The organism is Sphingobium sp. TomTYG73 (genome assembly GCF_055394245.1).
Window position 1 is genome coordinate 2,119,611 of sequence record NZ_AP027339.1, and the last position, 18,111, is coordinate 2,137,721.

Here is an 18,111-nt window from a genome sequence, read left to right on the forward strand (position 1 = left end):
GAGATCTGGCAACGTCTGAAAGGCATCGCTTGCGCCCGACCGAGCCCCTTGCCCTGAACCATAGCTGGCCGCTCTACGACCTGCACCAGCATCTCGCCTCGGTGTCGCTCGACGATCATACCGCGCGCGATGATCAGGCGCTGGCGGAGCGGGGCATTGGCCTATGGCACTGCAATCTTGACGACGACAGCCTGTGTTGGACAGGCGGCGTCTATGATCTGTTTGGCCTGGAACGGGGCATGACGGTTCAGCGCCCGCTCGCCACATCGCTCTACCAACCCGACTCTCGCGAGGCGATGGAGCAGCTACGCGCCTATGCCATTCGCCATCGCCGCGGCTTCACCGTGGACGTCGATATACGGCCGCTCGACGGCGGCGAATGCACCATGCGCCTCATCGCCGCCCCGATATTGGAGGGCGCGCATGTCGTCGCGCTCCACGGCGTGAAGCAGTTTTTGCCGCGCGGATCGGTGGCGTCACGCGGCCTTAATCCCACTATTTTCAACCTGCCCTGAATCCCGCGCCAACGAGCGCCGAAAAAGCCTGTGGATAAGGTCGAACTGCGCCGTTGCCCTTGACCCAAGGCGCGGCTAGAGCCGACTGTTGATGACCAGCCCTATCCTTATCTCGCCCTCCATCCTCTCCGCCGACTTCGCCCGCCTGGGCGAGGAGGTCCGCGCGATTGACGAGGCGGGTTGCGACTGGGTCCATATCGACGTGATGGACGGCCATTTCGTACCCAACATCACGATCGGCCCGGCCGTGGTGAAGGCCCTGCGCCCGCACAGCAAGAAGCCGTTCGACGTTCACCTGATGATCTCTCCGGTGGACCAGTATCTCGACGCCTTCGCTCAGGCAGGTGCCGATATCCTGACCGTCCACCCGGAAGCCGGGCCGCACATTCACCGCTCCATCCAGTATATCAAGTCGCTGGGCGTGCAGGCGGGCGTAGTGTTGAACCCCGGCACCCCGGCCAAGATGCTCGATTATCTGATCGATGATATCGACCTGATCCTGGTGATGAGCGTCAATCCCGGTTTCGGCGGGCAAAGCTTCATCGAAAATCAGCTGCGCAAGATCGAGGCGATCCGCAAGATGATCGACAAGAGCGGGCGTGACATTCGCCTGCAGGTCGATGGCGGCATCGATTTCGCCACTGCCCCGCGCGCGATCGAAGCGGGCGCAGACGTGCTGGTCGCTGGCACCGCAACCTTCCGTGGCGGGCCTTCCGCCTATGCCGACAATATCCGGAAGCTCAAGGGCGGGTGAGCGACAAGCGGCGCATCCCCAGCCCATCGCTTGCGGATACGGCGGAATCAGAACCAGCCGAAAACGGAATCGAACAGGGCAAGCGCCTCATCCGCGTCGCGGATGACAAGGGCCTGTCGCTGGCTCAACGGGTCGCCAACCGCTTTTACCTGATGAGCTGGAAGACGCCGATCCACGGACGGCGGCTCAAGGGGAAATATCCGCTCAAGCTGCTCGCGGTGCCCGATGATGAGATTGCGGGTGATGCGAAGGCTGGCCAGGCGATCCGCGCCGGTTATTTCCTGTTACGTGGGCTGAAGCAGCCGATTAACACGCTGGAATTCGACCGACTGAGCGTCATTCCCGCCTTTGCCGATTATCTGCACAGCTTTGCCTGGCTGCGCGACCTGTCGTCGGCCGCTACCCGCGAACAGGGCGCGCCTATTGCCGAAGCCGTGCTGCGCAAATGGCTGGAGGCGCATGCCGAAACGCCGAGCGAACCGGCATGGCGCGCCGACAATGCCGGTTGGCGGCTGCTTTTCTGGTCGGCCCATGCGCCGCTTATCCTGTCGTCCAGCGATCTGGTCTATCGCTCGCTGGTGCTGAACTGCATAGCACGGACGGCGCGGCATCTGGATCGCGGCGCGGACAAGGCGCCGCTTGGCCTGCCTCGTCTGGTGGCCTGGGGCGGGATCGTCGCGGCTTCGATGCTGCTGCCGGGCGGCGCTGCCCGGAAGATTTTCGGTGAGGCGGGTCTCAAGCGCGCGATCGAAAACACGGTTCATGGCGATGGCGGCATTGTCTCGCGCTCGCCCAGTGACCAATTGGACGCCATCATGCTGCTGGCAATGGTGCGGGCGGTTTATGATGTTCGCCGCGAACAGGTGCCGCCTTTCCTCGCCGAAGCGCAGGGGCGAATGGTTCCCGCGCTGCTAAGCCTTACCCATGGCGATGGCGGGCTTGGCAGTTGGCAGGGCACGGGCGCCATCGACCCCGCCATCATAGAAGCCGTGATCCGGGCGAGCCGCGTGCGTGCGCGTCCGCTGCGACAAGCGAGCGACTGGGGCTATCAGCGGCTCGTCGCGGGCTCGACCATCGTTCAGATCGATGCTGCGCCGCCACCGGTCGCCCGACTGGCCGAGGCGGGATGCGCCTCCACCACCGCGATCGAGATCAGCGACGGGCCGCAGCGGCTGATCGTCAATTGCGGCGGCGCGGCGCTTGAGGGCGCATGGATGCCCGGCGGCCTCGCACAGGGCCTGCGCACCACGGCGGCGCACAGCACACTGGTGCTGAACAATAGCAATTCCACCGCCCTGCTTCCCGACGGCACGCTGGGACGCGGCGTCACCGAAGTCGAATTTCACCGGCAGGAACAGGAAAGCGGCAGCCGAATAGAGATCAGCCATGACGGCTATGTGCGGCGCATGGGCTATGTCCATCGCCGCCTGCTGCTCGTCAGCATCGATGGCCGCGAAATCCGGGGCGAAGACATGCTGACGCCCGCCGCGCGCCGCCGTCGGCCGGTGAAGCTGCCCGCCGAGCTACGCTTTCACTTGGCGCCCGGAGTAGAACCGACCGCCACAGCCGACGGCATGGGCGCGTTGTTGCGCATCGAGATGGGGCCTATCTGGCAGTTCCGCGCCAATGCCGGGAAGCTCGCCATAGAGGAAAGCCTCTGGGTGGATGGAGAAGGCCGCCCGCATGAGACCCGCCAGTTGGTCATCACCGCCGAAGCACTGCCCGGCGGATCGACCATCGGCTGGCTCTTCAAGCGGATGAGCTAAGCCCCCTTGCCCCGAATCCTGTCCTTGCCGCATCGCCCCGGCAGGACTAGAGGGCTGCGGCAAGCCTGAGCGGCACTTCGAACAGCAGGAAGCATCATGTCAGACGTCACCATCAAACGCGCCCTCCTTTCCGTATCGGACAAGTCCGGCCTCATCGAACTGGGTCAGGCGCTGGGCAAACATGGCGTCGAACTGGTGTCCACCGGCGGCACGGCCAAGGCTCTGCGCGATGCCGGGCTGGACGTGAAGGATATTTCGGACCTCACCGGCTTCCCGGAAATGATGGACGGCCGCGTCAAGACGCTGCACCCCAAGGTTCATGGCGGCCTGCTCGCCGTGCGCAACAATCCCGACCATGTCGCCTCCATGCAGGAACATGAAATCGGCGCCATCGATCTTGTCGTCGTCAACCTCTACCCCTTCGCCGCCACGGTCGCGAAGGGGGCAGAGCGCGAGGAGATCATCGAGAATATCGATATTGGCGGCCCCTCGATGGTTCGCTCCGCCGCGAAGAACCATGAGAGTGTCGCCATTGTCACCGATCCGGCCGACTATGCCCGTCTGATCGCGGAGATGACGGAAAAGGGCGGCGCGACCAGCTATGACTTCCGCCGGATGCTTGCCGCCAAGGCCTATGCCGCCACCGCCGCCTATGACTCGATGATCGCCAGCTGGTTCGCCTTTGCCGATCAGGGCGTCGATTTCCCCGAGACGCTGGCCGTGTCGAGCAAGCTGGGTTCGACCCTGCGCTATGGCGAGAATCCGCACCAGTCGGCCGCGCTCTATCTGCCCGTCGGCCCTTCGACCAACGGCATCGCGCAGGCGAAGCAGATTCAGGGCAAGGAGCTGAGCTACAATAATTACAACGACGCCGACGCCGCGCTGGAGCTGGTCAGCGAGTTCCGCGATGGCCCGCCAACGGTGGTGATCGTCAAGCACGCCAATCCCTGCGGCGTCGCTACTGGCAATACGCTGATCGAAGCCTATGAAGCCGCCCTCGCATGCGACAGCGTCTCGGCCTTTGGCGGTATCATCGCCGTCAACCGCCCGCTCGACGGCCCGACCGCCGAAGCGATCAGCGGCATCTTTACCGAAGTCGTCGCCGCGCCCGACGCTGACGAGGACGCCAAGGCGATCTTCGCCAAAAAGAAGAACCTCCGCCTGCTGCTGACGGGCGAACTGCCCGATCCTGCCCGCACCGGGCTGATGATGAAGAGCATTGCCGGTGGCATGCTGGTGCAGAGCCGCGACAATGGCCACATCACCCGCGATCAGTTGAAGGTCGTGACCAAGCGCGCGCCAACCGATCAGGAGCTGAATGACTGCCTGTTCGCCTGGACCATAGCCAAGCATGTGAAGTCGAACGCCATCGTCTATGCCAAGGGCAACAGCACCGCAGGCATCGGCGCGGGGCAGATGAACCGTCTCGAATCCGCCCGCATCGCGGCGTGGAAGGCGAAGGACGCTGCTGAAAAGGCGGGGTGGAGCGAAGCCCGCACCATCGGGTCGGCGGTCGCGTCCGACGCCTTCTTCCCCTTCGCCGATGGCCTACTGACGGCGGTCGAAGCTGGCGCGACGGCAGTGATCCAGCCGGGCGGATCGATCCGTGACGAGGAAGTCATCGCGGCGGCGGACGAAGCGGGCCTCGCGATGGTCTTCACCGGCATGCGGCACTTCCGCCACTAAGACAGGCTGGCGGGGCGGTTCACCTGCCCCGCCATGCTTACCTGATCATTAACCATTCCTTAGATGATTTCCGCCAATTCCGATGATAGAAGTTAGCCTATCGGGGGGCATTGCATGCCGGAAATCGACCAGAATGTGGATGTCGCCATCATCGGCGCGGGTCCGGCAGGCCTGACTGCGGCCTATTTGCTCACCAAGAAGGGCTATTCGGTCACCGTTATCGAGAAGGACTCCCGCTATGTCGGCGGGATCAGCCGGACTGTTGAACTGAACGGATTCCGCTTCGACATTGGCGGCCACCGCTTCTTTTCCAAGTCGAAAGAGGTGGTCGATCTCTGGAATGAGATCCTGCCCAATGATTTCATCCAGCGCCCCCGGATGAGCCGCATCTATTATGAGGGCAAATTCTACAGCTATCCGCTGCGTGCCTTTGAAGCGTTGTGGAACCTTGGCGTGTGGCGATCGACGCTATGCATGGCGAGTTTCGCGAAGGCCAGGCTGCGGCCGAACCGCAATGTCCGATCCTTTCAGGATTGGACGGTGAATGCGTTCGGGCACAAGCTGTTCTCCATCTTCTTCAAAACCTATACCGAAAAGGTCTGGGGCATGCCCTGCAACGAGATGTCGGCTGATTGGGCGGCGCAGCGGATCAAGGGCCTTTCGCTCTGGGGCGCGGTAAAGGATGGGCTGAAACGCTCGATGGGTCTCAACAAGCGGCCCAATGATGGCATGGCGACCAAGACCCTGCTCGAAAGCTTCCGCTATCCACGCCTTGGCCCCGGCATGATGTGGGAAGCCGCACGGGACTTCGTCGTCAAGGGCGGCAACAAGGTGCTGATGGCGCACAGCCTCAAGCAGCTGTCGCACGACCAAGGCACCGGCCGGTGGCAGATGGTCGCTCAGGGTCCCGAGGGTGAGGTGCTGTTGAAGGCGCGTCATGTCATCAGTTCCGCGCCGATGCGTGAGCTGGCGGGCCGCATTCATCCTTTGCCCGCGACGCTCGGCAATGCGATGGAGCTTAAATATCGCGACTTCCTGACCGTGGCGCTGATGATCAAGTCGGAGGACCTGTTTCCCGACAACTGGATCTACATCCATGATTCGAAGGTTCAGGTCGGCCGCATCCAGAATTTCCGCAGCTGGTCTCCGGAAATGGTGCCAGATCCATCGCTCGCCTGCGTCGGCCTTGAATATTTCTGCTTCGAGGGCGATGGCCTTTGGTCATCGAACGACGATGCCCTGGTCGAGCTCGCCAAGCGCGAAATGGCGATACTGGGGCTGTGCGATCCTGCCGATGTGGTCGGGGGAGCGGTCGTCCGTCAGGAGAAGGCCTATCCCGTCTATGACGATGATTATGCCGCCAATGTGCTGAAGATGCGGACGGAACTGGAGCAGCTCTACCCGACGCTGCATCTGGTCGGCCGTAACGGCATGCACCGCTATAATAATCAGGATCATGCGATGATGACCGCCATGCTGACGGTGCGGAACATCGAAGCTGGCGAGCGGCAGTTCGACATCTGGGCGGTCAACGAGGATGCCGAATATCATGAAGCTGGCGAGGAAGGCGAAGAAGCCATCGGGCAGAATGCGGCGCTGGGGAGCGTGCGGCGGGTGCCCGGCCGCCTGAAGGCCGCGTAAACCGGCAGTCATGGCATTGATGAACCTTGGCCATCTGAGCAGCGCCCTCACCGTCCGCTTCACCTTAGTCCGCTATTTGCTGGCGAGCCTTTGCGCGCTTTGCGGCGACATGCTGCTGTTCCTGACGCTGCTGCGGTTCGATGTGCCGCCTACGATGGCGGGAGCCATCGGCTATGCATCGGGCCTGCTGTTGCACTGGTTGATCAGCGTTCGTTTCGTTTTTCCTTCGGCTGTCGGCCCGACGAACCGGCAGCGTCTGGGCTTTGCCGTCAGCGCGGTGGTCGGCATCGCCGTGACATCCGGCCTTATCAGCGTTTTGGGAGCCGCCGGAATGACCCCGGCGCTTGCGAAGCTGGTCGCCATCCCCGCAAGTTTTCTATCTGTATATGCGATCCGGAAATATGGCGTCTTCGCCGCTCGCTAAGATCCGCACGGGATTTACCCGGGACATTGGGGGGACAAGCACCCCCAGTGCCCGCTGGCTTATCCTTGCCTGGATTTGCTGTGCCATCATTCTATTGTGGCTGGCCCGCGACCAACTAGACATTTTGGGCTTTCGTGATCCGGACGACGCAATGCGCCTTCAGCAGGTGCGCGACTGGCTCGGCGGCCAGGCCTTTCTGGATGTCAGTCAGCATCGGGTGAACCCGCCCTTTGGCGGACCCATGCATTGGTCGCGGATCGTCGATATGCCGATCGCGGCGATAATCCTGCTGTTGCAGCCGATCCTGGGCAACCACCTGGCCGAAGTGATCGCCTGCTCGACCGTTCCACTGCTGTCGTTGGGTGCGCTGGCATGGGCACTGCATGTTGCCGTTGTTCGTATTGCGGGCAAACCGGCGGCGATGCTGGCGCCGGTGCTTATGCTGACGACGCCGACCATCCTTGTGCAGTTCGGGCCGCTGCGAATCGATCACCATGGCTGGCAGATCCTGATGGCGACGATCGCTCTTGCCGGTGCAATGGATACGCGGCCTGCACGCGGCGGCGTGGTCGCAGGGACGGCCATGGCCGTGTGGCTACAGATTTCGAGCGAAGGACTGCCCTATGCCGCCCTGTTCGCGGCTGTATTGGCGTTGCAGCAGTGGCGAGATCGAGATGAGACGCCCCGTTTTGTAGCCTACGCGCTGACTCTGGGCAGTGCCGCGCTGCTGCTGCTGGCTGTACTGCGCGGCATGGCGCCGCTGGCGCACGCGCAATGCGATGCCCTTTCAGCGGCCTATATCTGGCCATTGATCGCCTTTGCGATCGTAACGCCGATTGTCTTCCGCATCGCCGCCCCCGTTTCCGCGACTGGACGGTTCGCCGCCGCAGGAACGGGCGCATTGGCCGCCGCTGCGCTGTTCATCATCACTGGCAAGTCTTGCCTGACCGGCGATCCTTTCCAGTCGCTGGGACCCGTCGCTTATAAACTCTGGTATTTGCATGTCATGGAAGGCCGCCCGATCTGGGAACAGGGCCGTTCGATGATGGGGCTCATCCTGCTGCCTCCGCTCGCGGGACTGGCCGGGTCGATCATGGCGGCGCGAGTTGCCGATACGGCCAAGGCGCGGGATCGCTGGCTGGCTGTGGCGCTTCTTCTGACCGGGGCGACACTGGTCGCCATGCTCGTGATGCGGGCGATGTCGGTCGCCCATGTACTGGCGTTGCCGGGGGTCGCCTGGTTGATGTTACGGCTCTTCCGCCGTGCGCAGCAGAAAACTGCGACGATCCCGAGGGTGTTCGCGTCCTCGGCGGTCGCCTTGCTCACACCAGCGGCCTTGTGCGCGCTCTGGATCGCAGCGACGGCGGGCGCGGAGAAAGAGGAGAAATCGCCCACGCCTGCAGGCGAATGCCGGACTGCCGCGGCGTTGAGCCCATTGCGGCAGTTGCCCAGATCGACGCTGTTTGCGCCCCTGGATATAGGTCCCGACATTTTGATCCGCACCCCCCACGACGTCATCGGCACGGCGCATCACCGGAATGCGGCCGGGATCACGGCGGTGGTCGAGGGCTTTACCGCGCCGCCAGCTAAGGCGCGGGCTATTCTGAAGGCTTTGAATAATGGCAAGGGACCAGACTATCTAGTGACCTGTCCCAGCCTAAATGAGTTCAGACATTATGCTCAGGAGCATCCGGGCAGCCTGGCAATGATTTTGGACAAGGGTGGACATCCCGACTGGTTGAAGCCGGTCAGGCTTCAGGGGATGACGTCCTTGCGTGTCTACAGGATCATGCCGCCGAAAAACTGAGCGCCACGCCGTTCATACAATAACGTTTCCCGGTGGGCGGCGGTCCATCATCGAAAACATGGCCCAGGTGGCCGCCACATCTGGCGCAATGAACCTCGATCCTTGGATAAAGCAGGGATAGGTCTCGCGATGTGCCCGTGGCACGGGGCAAGGGCGCCCAGAAGCTAGGCCAGCCTGTGCCGCTGTCGAATTTGGTCTTTGAACTGAACAGTGCCTGGTCGCAACCCGCGCATTTGAAGGTGCCCGCGCGATGTTCCTTGTTCAACGGACTGGTGAAGGGATGTTCGGTGGCCTGCTTGCGCAGCACATTATAGGCAAGCGGGCTGAGGCGCTTGCGCCATTCAGCATCGGTCAGGGTAAAGGGATAAGCGGCGGCAGCCTCTTCCATGCCCAATCGCCAGAAGGCGAGAGCGGCTACCGCACAGGCGCCACTTTTGAGAATATCCCGCCGTGTCATCCCGTCTACCTAACCAACCGAGGCTGAGCGCCGCCTGAACCATTTCCGGCTGCTGCCATGGCCTGATTTCAGCACATGTCTACGGAACAGCCAGACGCCCAGACGGATAATGGCGGCAACCCAAATCGCCTGCCAGACGATCGCAAGAATATGGGGCCACAGCGCCGAGTCCTGAGCCGCTCGCGCGATCATCGCGAATGGCGAGGAGAAGGGGAAGATGATCGCGCCAATCTCTGGAGCGGAGCCCATATGATCGACCGCATAGGTCGCGAAAAAGAAGACGCCCATCTGCGCCATGGTGACCGGCATGTTGAGGGTCTGCACCTCCCGCACGGTTGCGGCCTGCGCGCCGATGCCCAGGAATAACGAGCCCAGCAGGGCGTAAGCCATGGTGAAATAGACGCCGCCAAGCAGCAGGAACATGGGCCATCCAACCGCAGGGGTAGGCGGCGCGATGTCAGGGCCTGCAAAAATCCGGACGCCCAGCACGACCCCCGCCCCCCAGAAGCCGATGCCGACGAAGCTCATGCCGAGCATGGCGATGAGTTTACCCAGGAAAACGGAGTCGATCGGGACGGCGGCGGCGAGGATTTCGATCACCTTGTTGGTTTTTTCCTCCACAAGGTTGGACAGAACCATGCCCGCGAGAAGCATGGTGAGCAGGAATATCAGGACCTGCGCCGCCCGGCCGGTCAACAATCGCGATTGCGCCTCCGCGCCCGCGCTGGCCGTAACAAGCTGCTTCTTGATCCGCACATGGGGTAGCTGTTCGCCAGCGACGGCCGCGCTTGCGAGCAGGCTGATATCGCCTTCCAGCATGGCGAGATCGTCGGCTTTGCCGGTGAGCACAGGATGGGTGATCGTGCCCGACACAATGGCGATGAAGCGGGCGTCGGGTCGCATAAGCAAGGCGCGCGGCGCTCCCTTGGGCGCGCGTTGCAGGCGAGGGAGGTTGTCCGCCCCCAATCGGGCGGCAAGAATGTCATGGGCACGTTCCATGCGCACCGCATCTTCCTTCGCCATGGCGATGCCGACGGTGGGGCGCAGGCTTTCAGTCGTGATCTTTTCACCCAGGCCGCCAAACGCCATGCCGATCACGACCGGGAACAAGGGTCCAAGCAGGAACAGGATGAAGGTCTTTGAGAAGATCACGGCGGAAAAATCGCGGCGGGCGATGACCAGAGCCGCGCGCAGAACTTCGCTCATCACGCGGGCTCCTCTTCCGCATCCTGCATCTGCTGGGCCGCGGCGGCACCTGCGATGGAGACGAACGCATCATGCAGGCCGGGCCGTTCGATCGAGAGACTTTCGATGCCCGCCTGCCCGTCGAGCAAAGCCCGGAGCAGCGGTTCGATCCCCTCATCCGGCAGATCAAAATGCCATGCGCCATCGGCCGCCAGCGTTTCAGCAGGCAAGGCACGGCGCCAGCTGCCATCGCTCGCGCGGGTCCGCAGGCGAACCTGCGGGCGCAGCTTGTCGCGCGCCTCACTCACTGACCCTTCGAACCTGATGCGACCGCCCGCGACGATGGCGATGCGTTCACAGAGGCGTTCGGCGTGCGCGATGACATGGGTGGAAAAGAGGATGGTGACGCCCCGCCGTGCCTGATCGCGGATCAGTAGCTCCAGCTTGCCCTGGTTGATCGCGTCGAGCCCGGAGAAAGGTTCGTCAAGAACTATCAGCCGAGGCTCGTGGACGATCGTGCCGAATAGCTGAACGGTCTGCGCCATGCCCTTGGACAGTTGACGGATCGGCTTGTCGATCGAACTGCCCATGCCATGTTCGGCCAGCATCTCGCGTGCGCGCTGCCGCCCTGTTTTTAGCGGCAGCCCGCGCAATGCGCCCATGAACGCGATCGCTTCCGCCGCCTTCATCGAGGGATAGAGGCCCCGCTCCTCGGGCAGATAGCCGATGGCCCGCGCCTGACGCAGCGGGACATCATCCCCCAGCAGTCGGCGAGAACCCTCGTCGGGATCGATGATGCCGAGCAGCGTGCGGAGCAAGGTCGTCTTGCCCGCTCCGTTAGGCCCGAGAATGCCGTAAATGGAGCCCGTGGGAACGGCGAGGTCGATGCCATCGACTGCCCGGAATTTGCCGAATGTCTTGACAAGAGCATGGCCTTCGACGGCATAGGCCGAAGGGGGAGCCGGATTGTTACGGATCATCCACTCCTGATAGTCGCACAGCATGCCAACGCAAACCGAAACCTTGGAACAGCGCCTGAAGGCGCAAGCGCAGCGGCTGGGGTTTGCCGCATGTGCCATCGCGCGCGCGGACGCCGCGCCCGAGGCCGGGCGGCGCTTACGCAAATGGCTGGACGATGGCTGTCATGGCGAGATGCTGTGGATGGAGGAGCGCGCGGAGCAGCGCGGCTCACCCAGCGCGCTGTGGCCCGACGTACGCAGCGTCATCATGCTGGGGATGAGCTATGCCCCGGGCCGCGACCCGCTGGCGCTGGCAGAGGAAGGGGATCGTGGACGCATTTCCGTGTACGCACAGGGGCGCGACTATCATGACGTCGTGAAAAAAGGACTGAAGAGCCTTGCTCGCTGGCTGGTCGAGGAGCAGGCGAGCGCCCTTAAGGTCTTCGTGGACACCGCGCCGGTGATGGAAAAGCCGCTGGCGGCGGCGGCCGGTCTGGGCTGGCAGGGGAAGCACAGCAATCTCGTCAGCCGGGCGCATGGCAGCTGGCTGTTCCTGGGCGCGATCTATAGCGAACTGGCCCTGGAACCCGACCTGCCCGAAGTGGATCATTGCGGCAGTTGCACGGCCTGCCAGTCGGCCTGCCCCACCGATGCTTTTCCTGCCCCCTATGTCGTGGATGCGCGGCGGTGCATCTCTTACCTTACCATCGAACATAAGGGGCCGATCCCGCCGGAGTTTCGCGACAAGATCGGCAATCGCATTTATGGCTGCGACGATTGTCTGGCGGTGTGTCCGTGGAATAAGTTCGCTGATGCGGCAGCGGCAAACCGGGCGTTTATCGGACGGGCCGAACTGGCGGCGCCCGAGATTGGCGACCTGCTGGCTTTGGATGATGCTGGGTTTCGGGAGGTTTTCTCAGGGTCGCCGATCAAGCGGATCGGGCGCAACCGGATGGTCCGCAACGCGGCCATAGCGGCGGGTAACAGTAGCGACCCACGTCTTTTGGCGCGATTGCACCCATTGCTGAGTGATGACGATCCCGTGGTGGCGGAAGCGGCGGCGTGGGCCGTGGAGCGGCTGTCCGCGCCCTGACCTATCGCCGAAGCGCTGAAGCGCAGGCGCCCGGATCTGTATCGGCCCCGGCGGGGGTGCGAGCATCGACATGGGTGACAACAGGCTCCTTGCCGCGAGCCGGCGCGTAAAGATAGGCGTCCAGAACGCAGCGCCCGTTAGCGAACTGGAGCTTACGCATGGTGCTTTCCCGGATATCAAGCCGCGGCGTACCGAATTGCTGGACGAGGTGGCGCACGTCCATTCCCATGAGCGGACCCGATTTCATGAAGGCGCTGGCGGGCGGACCAGCTGGAGACGGGCGCATCGGCGCTGGCGGCACAATCGACCCGCCGCAAGCCGCCAATGGCAGCGCAAGCAAGACCGAAAAGATATGTTGGGGGGCTTTCATCGTGACTTGTTCCGGACGCCATGCAGCATGTGCACCGCCATAGCCGCGCTCCAAACGGGCGCAAGCAAGTTGATGAAGGGAATGAGGAACATAAGCGCCGAGACGAGGCCCATGAGCCACCGGCCGAGGCGAGGGATCGGCGGGAGCCCCGGATGCCGCTGTTCCACCATATCACTGAGATCGCGACCCAGGAGATAGGCGTTAAGCGCCAGGAAGAGCAGGATCGTGCCGACGCCGGTAACCAGAAGAAGGAGGTAGACTGGCAGCGCCAGCATGTTCCAGCCCGCCGTTCGCGCGGCCGAAGCGAGGGCAAGCCGCAAGCTAGGCGCGAAGCCCAAGGGCCGCGCGGCGGCTGCGGCGGCGGGATAACTGTCCCGTTCGACCGCAGCCACGATGTCGTCGGCGAACAGGTTCATGACTGCCATGGCGATGGTCCGGAAGAGCAGCCATGCAAGCGCGACCAGGCTCATAGCCATTACGGCGGCTTCCGCTAGGCCACCACCACTCCAGCCGAAATATGCGCGCGTTGCGTGGACTGCTGTCCAAAGACCTAGTCCCGCCAGCGCAAAGATCAGCAGCGTCAGCATGAGCGTCTTGGCCAACAGGCGCAGAGCAGCCCGATGGAAGACTACGGGAAAGGCACGAAGGGCGGCGGCGATCACCATGGGCACGCTATTCCGCGCTCTGCACGCATGGTCAATCTGCAACGTTGCACGCAGCAGCGCGGCTCGATAGACACGGCGCGATTTTGAGCCTTTGAGTAAGGATATCGCGTGACCGCTGCTGCTGCCCCCTCGCTAGATGTTGTCGCGATCGGCAATGCCATTGTCGATGTGCTTACTCCCAGCGATGACGCATTCCTTGCCGAACATGCGCTGACCAAGGGCGGGATGCAGCTAATCGACGCGGAGACGGCGGAGGCACTCTATGCCGATATGGGCGCGGGCAAAGAGGTCAGCGGCGGATCAGCGGCGAACACGCTGGCTGGCCTCGCGGCACTGGGCAAGCGCTGCGCCTTCATCGGGCAAGTGCGCGACGACCAGTTGGGCGACGTGTTCACCCATGATGTGCGCGCCCTCGGTATCCGCTATGACACGCCAGCGGTGGGGGGCGAGGTGCCCACCGCGCGCTGCCTGATCCTGGTGACGCCCGACGCTCAACGCACGATGAACACCTTTCTGGGCGCATCGCAGTTTCTGCCGGAATCAGCGCTCGACCTCGACCTGATCCGTTCAGCCTCGATCCTCTATCTGGAAGGCTATCTGTGGGATCCTGAACAGCCGCGTGCTGCCATGCGTGCCGCCATCGACGCCGCGAAGGGGGCGGGCCGCAAGGTGGCCTTCACGCTGTCCGATGGCTTCGTCATTGAACGCCATCGGGACGATTTCGTGCAACTCATCGATCAGGGGTTGATCGACATCCTCTTTTCCAACGAGCATGAAATTCAGTCGCTGGCGCAGATCGATGATTTTGACAAAGCTGTGGCGTCATTCGCCGGACGCGTGCCAGTGCTGATATCGACGCGCAGCGAAAAGGGCGCGATCGCTGTGGTGGACGGCGTTCGCTACGAGGTGCCTGCGGCGCCTGTTGCGCAGGTGATCGACACCACGGGTGCAGGCGACCTGTTCGCCGCAGGATTCCTTGCCGGTCATATCGAGGAACTGGACGTGCATCACTGCCTCGAACTGGGCGCAGCAGCCGCAGCCGAAGTGATTTCCCATTGGGGCGCGCGGCCCGAGCAGGATCTGAAGATGATCCGGGCGAAGCTGGGGCGGTAAGACCGCGGAACGCTCATCCGCATCGGCCGGGAAGATCCAAGCCGCCTAAGCTCTGCTTAGGTCAGGCGGCCTTCTGGCGCCGGAACAAGGCCCGGTCATCGGGGCCGAAGCCCCATCGCCAAATGACAAAGCCGTAGACCGCCAAAATCGTCCCCACACCGAAAACAAGTTCGATCCATTCCAGTGCGGGCGGCAGAGCGACGAAGGCGGCGCCCACGATGCAGGCAGCGCCACATGCGCTGAGCAATGGCCAGCGCCAGGCATTTACCTTGGCCTTCAGCAGATGTGACAAAAGGCGCGCCTTCACCAGCGCGCCAACCCCCAGCGCGATGGTGAGCGCGAGAGCCGGTGCCGCTGCTATCGCCATCGGAGGCAAATCAAATCGGCGCGCAAGCAATATGAGTCCGAAACTGAGCGCGGCCTGCAATCCGATCATGAACAGCGAAATCATCAGGTTGCGGTGGCGAGCGATATATACCAGCGCGGATTCGCTGACTACGGCAGTGGCCGCGACGACCTCCGCCAGCAGGAGAAAGGCCAGCGCTCCGGTGCCGCCAACGAAATGCGGCCCGACTAGCCCCATCACCGCCTCACCGGGGATGCCCAGCGCAAGGGCGATACCGGCCTGTGCAGCGATGATCCAGAAGCCCACCTGGCTGACCTGCCGCGCAATGGCGGCAAGATTGCCCTCGGCAAGGTTGCGGGTAATGACCGGCCCCAGAATGGGATCGAAGCTGGTTTTCAGCTTTTGCGGCAATGAGGCGACCTGCTGCGCCACATAATAGACGCCGACAATCGCAGGACTGACGAACAGGCCCAGAATGGCGAGGTCGAGGCGACGCGATCCCCATTCCACACCATCGGCGGCGGCGAGCGGCAAGTTGCGGCGCGCGAGACGCCAAAGCCTGCCAAAGTCGGGGCGCCATCCATAGGGTATGCCATAGTGGCGGGTCATGGGGATGATGGAGGCGACGAACGCCGCGATCATGGAGACGACGTAGGAAAGGATCAGGCCATCGCGCGTCGAATAAAAGGCGAAGGCGAAAGCGCCGATGCTGATAGCCCAGGGTTCTATGATGGACCTGGCACGAACTGTTGCCCCTATGTCAAAACGATAAGCACAGGCGGCGAGTGCAACGTCTGACCCCGCAACGGCGATCACAATGAGCGCCAGCAAACGGTCAAGGCCATTGATGCCGCTGTTGGGGAACATCGCTTGCGGGAAGGCAACCAATATGCAGCTGCCGAACGAGGCGGCGATCAGCGTCACAAGCATCGCGTCCGTGACGACATGGCTGTGCGGTCGCTCGGTTTGAGCCAGCGCGCCAGCCAGACCGCGCTTCAGCCCCAGCGTCGCCAGTTGCGCGATGAATTCAACGACAAGGACGGCATAGGCGAAACGGCCTAGCGCATCGGCACCATACCAGCGGCCAGCGATGAAAAGGAAAGGGAGGCGAGCAGCCAGGCGCAGAAGAAAGCCGAAGATATTCGTCCGGCCACCTCTGGCAAGCGCCGCGATGTCATCCTGTTGCGCGGAGGAAGCCTGCTCAGTCGGCAAAGAAAGTGGATCCCCCTGTCGCGTCATATTCTCTGTTGCCGAACGGTAAACAATAAATGATCGAAGGGCGACGGATTATTCGGGACGCAGCGGACGCGCGAGCAGCGCGTCGATGACTTTGCCCAGAGGGGCCGCGTCTTCCAGCAGGGCACAGACGGCTTCGACCACCGGCATTTCGACAGACGCCGCGCGTGCGGCCTCGCGCAGCACTGGCGCGGTAAAGGCGCCTTCGGCCACCGTGCGGCGATTGGCGAGCAGTTCGGCAGCCGATCGTCCTTCGCCCAGCCCCTTGCCTAGCGAGAAATTGCGCGAGTTGGTCGAGGAGCAGGTGAGAACCAGGTCACCCAAACCTGACAAGCCCGAGAGCGTTTCGGCGCGGGCGCCGCGCGCGAGGCCGAAACGCGTCATTTCGGCGAAGCCTCGGCTGATGAGCGATGCGCGAGCGTTCAGGCCGAGGCCCGCCCCTTCTGCAACGCCGCAAGCGATGGCGAGCACATTTTTGACGGCCCCGCCAATCTCCGCGCCTACGATGTCATCGGAGAGGTAGGGACGAAAGGCGGGGCGGGCGACACGCGCCGCGATACGCCCGGCAAGCTGGGCATCATCGCAAGCCAAGGTGACGGCAGTGGGAAGCCCCCGCGCGACTTCATGTGCGAAGGTCGGGCCTGACAAAACGCCGATAGGCGAACTGGGCTGAGCCTGCTTGGCCACTTCCGACATGAGCAGGCCGGAACCAGCTTCGATCCCCTTCGAACACAGGATGAGTGGGATACCGGCAGGAAGTCCCGCCACGACAGCGCGCAGGTGCTGAGCCGGGCTGACGATCAACAGCAGTTCCCGGTCAGCCATGTCCGCCATGTCCCCCGTCGCCTGTACGGCTGGGTTGAGGGGAATCCCGGGAAGATAAAGGGGATTGAGATGATCCTGGTTTACGGCGCTGACGACGTCCGGCTCAAGCGCCCATAGACGAACATCCTCGCCTTGCGACGAAAGGGTTTGCGCAAGGGCCGTGCCCCAGGCGCCCGCTCCTATGACACCCGCCTTCATGCCTTCACTCCTGCCCCGCGCGCTTTTTCGGCATCCGGATCCAGCGGCCAGCGCGGCCGGGCTGGAACGGTAAGATCATCGACCAGACCGGCTGCATAGCGTTCAGCCCCGGCCCAGGCGATCATTGCAGCATTATCCGTGCAAAGCCAAAGCGGTGGCGCGACAAAGGGCAGATCATAGCGAGCGGCGAGTGCCTGAAGCCCCGTGCGGATCGACTGGTTGGCGGCAACGCCACCCGCAACGACCAAAGCGGTTATCCCGTCCAGCGCGAAAAGCTGCTTTTCAGTCCGATCAACGAGGCAATCTATCACTGCCTGCTGGAAGCTCGCAGCAATGTCTTCGGTCGAATATTGTCCCGATTGCGCGGCGCGCATTACCGCGCTCTTGAGCCCGGCAAAGGAGAAATGCGGCTCGGCCGTTCCGACCAGCGGACGCGGCAGGGGGACGGCCTTAGGATTGCCGCTTGCCGCAGCCCGCTCGACCGCCGGACCTCCGGGGTAGCCCAGGCCAAGCAGCTTGGCGGTCTTGTCAAAAGCCTCGCCACTGGCATCATCGATCGTGGTGGCAAGGCGGGCATAGTCACCGGGTCCACGGACATGGAGCAACTGACAATGTCCGCCGGAAACTAGCAAAAGGAGATAAGGAAATTGCAGCGACGGATCGGCAAGCCGGGGCGACAGCGCATGGCCTTCGAGATGATTGACGGCGACCAACGGCTTGTTGACGGCATGGGCGAGCGCCTTGCCAGTCACCAGACCGACCATCACGCCGCCGATCAATCCGGGGCCTGCGGTCGCGGCGATCACGTCAACCTGATCCAGAGTTAGATCCGCGTCGGCGAGTGCCGCTTCGATCAGGGGAGCTAGCGCCTCGACATGGGCGCGGGCGGCTATCTCAGGCACAACGCCGCCATAGGGGCGATGCGCCTCCTCCTGCGTGGCGAGACGATGGGCGAGTATCTTCCCCTCAGCCGTCACCAACGCTGCCGCAGTTTCGTCGCAGCTAGATTCCAGGCCGAGGATGATCGTCATTGCTGCTTCCATCTAATGGCCACGGATATTAGAGCAAGCG

At 63.1% G+C, this 18,111-nt stretch carries 17 protein-coding genes; 9 read left to right on the plus strand and 8 right to left on the minus strand.

Annotated features, from left to right (window positions below; genetic code table 11):
* Positions 1-29: 29 nt before the first annotated feature.
* The 7 genes from ACZ5TH_RS10690 to ACZ5TH_RS10720 all read left to right on the plus strand — a co-directional run bounded on the left by ACZ5TH_RS10690 (position 30) and on the right by ACZ5TH_RS10720 (position 8,593).
* Entirely contained in the window at positions 30-515 is a 486-nt protein-coding gene (locus ACZ5TH_RS10690) for a diguanylate cyclase (RefSeq protein ID WP_464793889.1), read from the plus strand.
* A 91-nt stretch (positions 516-606) separates the two neighbouring features.
* Positions 607-1,269: a ribulose-phosphate 3-epimerase gene (gene rpe, locus ACZ5TH_RS10695; protein WP_449474414.1), complete on the plus strand. Its 663-nt coding sequence runs from the start codon at positions 607-609 to the stop codon at positions 1,267-1,269.
* Positions 1,266-3,035, plus strand: coding sequence for a heparinase II/III family protein (locus ACZ5TH_RS10700; RefSeq protein ID WP_464793890.1), 1,770 nt, complete (start codon positions 1,266-1,268; stop codon positions 3,033-3,035). The genes rpe and ACZ5TH_RS10700 overlap by 4 nt, the downstream gene beginning before the upstream one ends.
* A gap of 96 nt (positions 3,036-3,131) precedes the next feature.
* The gene (gene purH, locus ACZ5TH_RS10705; protein ID WP_464793891.1) at positions 3,132-4,721 is read left to right on the plus strand and encodes a bifunctional phosphoribosylaminoimidazolecarboxamide formyltransferase/IMP cyclohydrolase; all 1,590 of its coding nucleotides are present in this window, start codon (positions 3,132-3,134) and stop codon (positions 4,719-4,721) included.
* A gap of 114 nt (positions 4,722-4,835) precedes the next feature.
* The gene (locus ACZ5TH_RS10710) at positions 4,836-6,362 is read left to right on the plus strand and encodes an NAD(P)/FAD-dependent oxidoreductase (protein WP_464793892.1); all 1,527 of its coding nucleotides are present in this window, start codon (positions 4,836-4,838) and stop codon (positions 6,360-6,362) included.
* A gap of 10 nt (positions 6,363-6,372) precedes the next feature.
* Positions 6,373-6,786: a GtrA family protein gene (locus ACZ5TH_RS10715; protein WP_464793893.1), complete on the plus strand. Its 414-nt coding sequence runs from the start codon at positions 6,373-6,375 to the stop codon at positions 6,784-6,786.
* Positions 6,787-6,937: 151 nt separating this feature from the next.
* Complete coding sequence (locus tag ACZ5TH_RS10720; protein WP_464793894.1) at positions 6,938-8,593, plus strand: hypothetical protein; 1,656 nt, start codon at positions 6,938-6,940, stop codon at positions 8,591-8,593.
* Here the strand turns inward: ACZ5TH_RS10720 and msrB are convergent.
* The 3 genes from msrB to ACZ5TH_RS10735 are packed head-to-tail and all read right to left on the minus strand — an operon-like array spanning position 8,574 to position 11,215.
* Positions 8,574-9,050 (minus strand): peptide-methionine (R)-S-oxide reductase MsrB, encoded by a 477-nt coding sequence (gene msrB / locus ACZ5TH_RS10725; RefSeq protein WP_464793895.1) that lies wholly within the window; start codon positions 9,048-9,050, stop codon positions 8,574-8,576. The genes ACZ5TH_RS10720 and msrB overlap by 20 nt on opposite strands.
* A 9-nt stretch (positions 9,051-9,059) precedes the next feature.
* Positions 9,060-10,256: an ABC transporter permease gene (locus ACZ5TH_RS10730; protein WP_464793896.1), complete on the minus strand. Its 1,197-nt coding sequence runs from the start codon at positions 10,254-10,256 to the stop codon at positions 9,060-9,062.
* The gene (locus ACZ5TH_RS10735; protein ID WP_464772638.1) at positions 10,256-11,215 is read right to left on the minus strand and encodes an ABC transporter ATP-binding protein; all 960 of its coding nucleotides are present in this window, start codon (positions 11,213-11,215) and stop codon (positions 10,256-10,258) included. The genes ACZ5TH_RS10730 and ACZ5TH_RS10735 overlap by 1 nt, the downstream gene beginning before the upstream one ends.
* A 22-nt stretch (positions 11,216-11,237) precedes the next feature.
* On the opposite strand from ACZ5TH_RS10735, the gene queG reads away from it, so the two are divergent.
* A complete protein-coding gene (gene queG / locus ACZ5TH_RS10740) occupies positions 11,238-12,287 on the plus strand; it encodes a tRNA epoxyqueuosine(34) reductase QueG (protein ID WP_464793897.1) in 1,050 nt (349 codons plus the stop codon).
* 1 nt (position 12,288) lies between these two features.
* Here queG and ACZ5TH_RS10745 read toward each other — a convergent pair whose 3' ends face one another.
* Together ACZ5TH_RS10745 and ACZ5TH_RS10750 are read right to left on the minus strand one after the other, a co-directional pair.
* Positions 12,289-12,657, minus strand: coding sequence for a hypothetical protein (locus ACZ5TH_RS10745; RefSeq protein WP_464793898.1), 369 nt, complete (start codon positions 12,655-12,657; stop codon positions 12,289-12,291).
* On the minus strand, positions 12,654-13,322 hold the full coding sequence (locus ACZ5TH_RS10750; RefSeq protein WP_464793899.1) for an EI24 domain-containing protein: 669 nt from the start codon (positions 13,320-13,322) through the stop codon (positions 12,654-12,656). Before ACZ5TH_RS10750 ends, ACZ5TH_RS10745 begins: the two co-directional genes overlap by 4 nt.
* A 108-nt stretch (positions 13,323-13,430) precedes the next feature.
* Between ACZ5TH_RS10750 and ACZ5TH_RS10755 the strand changes: the two genes are divergently transcribed.
* Entirely contained in the window at positions 13,431-14,435 is a 1,005-nt protein-coding gene (locus tag ACZ5TH_RS10755; RefSeq protein ID WP_464793900.1) for an adenosine kinase, read from the plus strand.
* Between the two features lie 61 nt (positions 14,436-14,496).
* Here ACZ5TH_RS10755 and ACZ5TH_RS10760 read toward each other — a convergent pair whose 3' ends face one another.
* Genes ACZ5TH_RS10760 through tsaD form a run of 3 tightly spaced genes read right to left on the minus strand, consistent with a single transcriptional unit; the run spans position 14,497 to position 18,071 of the window.
* The gene (locus tag ACZ5TH_RS10760) at positions 14,497-16,020 is read right to left on the minus strand and encodes a lipopolysaccharide biosynthesis protein (protein WP_464793901.1); all 1,524 of its coding nucleotides are present in this window, start codon (positions 16,018-16,020) and stop codon (positions 14,497-14,499) included.
* A gap of 48 nt (positions 16,021-16,068) precedes the next feature.
* Positions 16,069-17,040: an NAD(P)H-dependent glycerol-3-phosphate dehydrogenase gene (locus tag ACZ5TH_RS10765; RefSeq protein ID WP_464793902.1), complete on the minus strand. Its 972-nt coding sequence runs from the start codon at positions 17,038-17,040 to the stop codon at positions 16,069-16,071.
* The gene (gene tsaD, locus ACZ5TH_RS10770) at positions 17,037-18,071 is read right to left on the minus strand and encodes a tRNA (adenosine(37)-N6)-threonylcarbamoyltransferase complex transferase subunit TsaD (RefSeq protein WP_464793903.1); all 1,035 of its coding nucleotides are present in this window, start codon (positions 18,069-18,071) and stop codon (positions 17,037-17,039) included. The genes ACZ5TH_RS10765 and tsaD overlap by 4 nt, the downstream gene beginning before the upstream one ends.
* Positions 18,072-18,111: the final 40 nt, after the last annotated feature.

Bases quoted from the DNA above. Each gene is read 5' to 3' on its own strand.
- rpe (WP_449474414.1), top strand. From the start codon at position 607: ATGACCAGCCCTATCCTTATCTCGCCCTCCATCCTCTCCGCCGACTTC.
- purH (WP_464793891.1), top strand. From the start codon at position 3,132: ATGTCAGACGTCACCATCAAACGCGCCCTCCTTTCCGTATCGGACAAG.
- ACZ5TH_RS10710 (WP_464793892.1), top strand. From the start codon at position 4,836: ATGCCGGAAATCGACCAGAATGTGGATGTCGCCATCATCGGCGCGGGT.
- ACZ5TH_RS10715 (WP_464793893.1), top strand. From the start codon at position 6,373: ATGGCATTGATGAACCTTGGCCATCTGAGCAGCGCCCTCACCGTCCGC.
- ACZ5TH_RS10720 (WP_464793894.1), top strand. From the start codon at position 6,938: ATGCGCCTTCAGCAGGTGCGCGACTGGCTCGGCGGCCAGGCCTTTCTG.
- msrB (WP_464793895.1), bottom strand. From the start codon at position 9,050: ATGACACGGCGGGATATTCTCAAAAGTGGCGCCTGTGCGGTAGCCGCT.
- ACZ5TH_RS10730 (WP_464793896.1), bottom strand. From the start codon at position 10,256: ATGAGCGAAGTTCTGCGCGCGGCTCTGGTCATCGCCCGCCGCGATTTT.
- ACZ5TH_RS10735 (WP_464772638.1), bottom strand. From the start codon at position 11,215: ATGATCCGTAACAATCCGGCTCCCCCTTCGGCCTATGCCGTCGAAGGC.
- queG (WP_464793897.1), top strand. From the start codon at position 11,238: ATGCCAACGCAAACCGAAACCTTGGAACAGCGCCTGAAGGCGCAAGCG.
- ACZ5TH_RS10745 (WP_464793898.1), bottom strand. From the start codon at position 12,657: ATGAAAGCCCCCCAACATATCTTTTCGGTCTTGCTTGCGCTGCCATTG.
- ACZ5TH_RS10750 (WP_464793899.1), bottom strand. From the start codon at position 13,322: ATGGTGATCGCCGCCGCCCTTCGTGCCTTTCCCGTAGTCTTCCATCGG.
- ACZ5TH_RS10760 (WP_464793901.1), bottom strand. From the start codon at position 16,020: ATGACGCGACAGGGGGATCCACTTTCTTTGCCGACTGAGCAGGCTTCC.
- ACZ5TH_RS10765 (WP_464793902.1), bottom strand. From the start codon at position 17,040: ATGAAGGCGGGTGTCATAGGAGCGGGCGCCTGGGGCACGGCCCTTGCG.
- tsaD (WP_464793903.1), bottom strand. From the start codon at position 18,071: ATGACGATCATCCTCGGCCTGGAATCTAGCTGCGACGAAACTGCGGCA.